Annotated in this window: 1 protein-coding gene and 1 pseudogene; one reads left to right on the forward strand and one right to left on the reverse strand. The window is 64.6% G+C overall.

Translation table 11 applies throughout. The features are described 5' to 3' along the window. Positions 1–221, reverse strand: a pseudogene (locus WA805_RS09910) (carbonic anhydrase); the annotation flags it as partial. A gap of 829 nt (positions 222–1,050) precedes the next feature. Between WA805_RS09910 and WA805_RS09915 the strand changes: the two are divergent. Further along, on the forward strand, positions 1,051–1,515 hold the full coding sequence (locus WA805_RS09915; protein WP_425242192.1) for a VOC family protein: 465 nt from the start codon (positions 1,051–1,053) through the stop codon (positions 1,513–1,515). The last annotated feature ends 15 nt before the right edge of the window (positions 1,516–1,530 follow it).

Genomic DNA, 1,530 nt, shown 5'->3' on the forward strand with positions numbered 1-1,530 from the left:
AGAACAAGCGACCGGACCGCGTCGTCATCGATCACGGTGCCGAAGTTCCTGATCATGTCGACATCGGCGTGGGCAAGACCCAGCATCTGCTCGATGTCGGTGAGCCGGGGATCCGCACAGGTGACAATCGCGATCTTAGGCGCTGGCGGCTTCCCGCGGCTGGGATCGTAGTCGTTGGCGATGGTTGCGTTGGCGCTCAGCGCCTCGTCGATGAGACTCATGACTTTCCCTTCTCCTTGGGCGTACCGGTTCTCCCGGTCACGTCACGAGCGGCCCGGTGAGCTCCCCGCCGAGCATGCTCAGGTTGAGCCCGCCCCACCGCCACGGTGCCGTCCGGGTACTGTCTCTTCTCCTGCCCGGAAGTGATCGCGCCCGGGCCTTTATGGCCATCGGTGAGTTGGCACTGACCTTAGGGTCACGCCGGGGCCGGGCCGTCGCGCCCGTGTAAGTCCCTGGCCGGCACCCTGGCCTGCCGGCCAGGAGCGGTCCGGCCAGCTCCCGATCCGTGCCACCAAGCCGGACCAGAACCCGCTCAGGCGTGGCCGCCGCGCTGATCAGGGCCATCCGATGCTGGCTACGTTCAGCTAGAAATACCGGGTCCGTCGGTCGTTCACCGGGCCGGGGTCAGTGACGAGCGTAAACAACGGCATTCCGGCGATCGACCTCGACTTTCTACCCGAGTTTGCTCATGACCTCGAGGTTCGCGAGCGATGCGTCTCGCTGACCTAGGGTTCGCGGGTCTCGTAGAGTCGAGGTCCTCGCCAATGTTGAGTCGGTGCACGCTGGTCGCCGGGACGGTCTCCTACCTGCACATGCACCGGGCATGTGAATCGGACGGCAACGTTTCGGAGTCCCTCGCATACGTGCGCCATCACAGCTGAAGCGCGCTTACCTGTCTACAGCGCAGGGGACAGCGTCGCCTCTGCCGCCGCCCGCGGTCCGGATCGCCACGCGGACGTGGAAGGTAATCGAACGCTTAGCTTGTAGTAGCGTCGGCTGCGGGCCCCTGTCGTGGAGCGGGTGTGAGACCTAACCAGTGGAGGTGCCCGGATGGCCGAGCTGCCACCGCCCCCAGAAGGAATTCTGCTGGCCCACTTCATCGTCTCGGACGATGTCGAGCGCTCTCGGCGCTTCTACACCGAAGTACTCGGCGGCAGGGTGGCCTTTCCCGGAGATCCGGTCAATGTTGCACTAGCCAACAGCTGGATCGTCATCAATGCCGGCGGAGGACCGACCGACGACAAGCCGGCGGTCACCCTGGAGACGCCGCGCGATCCGGACCGGGTCAGCAGCTTCCTCAATATCCGGGTTAAAGACATCGAGGCCGTGTACGCCGAATGGAGCGCCCGGGGTGCTGAATTCCTGACGCCGCCGAAACAGCACCAGTACGAGAAGCGCTGCTCCATCCGCGATCCCGACGGTCATCTGATCGAAGTAGGCCAAACCACTGACCCAGAGGGTGACTGGTCGCCCGCTCACTGGCCATCGAGTACGCCCGCCGAGGAGTCCGAGTAAATGCCCAGATCACCG

Source organism: Trebonia sp. (assembly GCF_049794275.1).
GTDB lineage: Bacteria > Actinomycetota > Actinomycetes > Streptosporangiales > Streptosporangiaceae > Trebonia.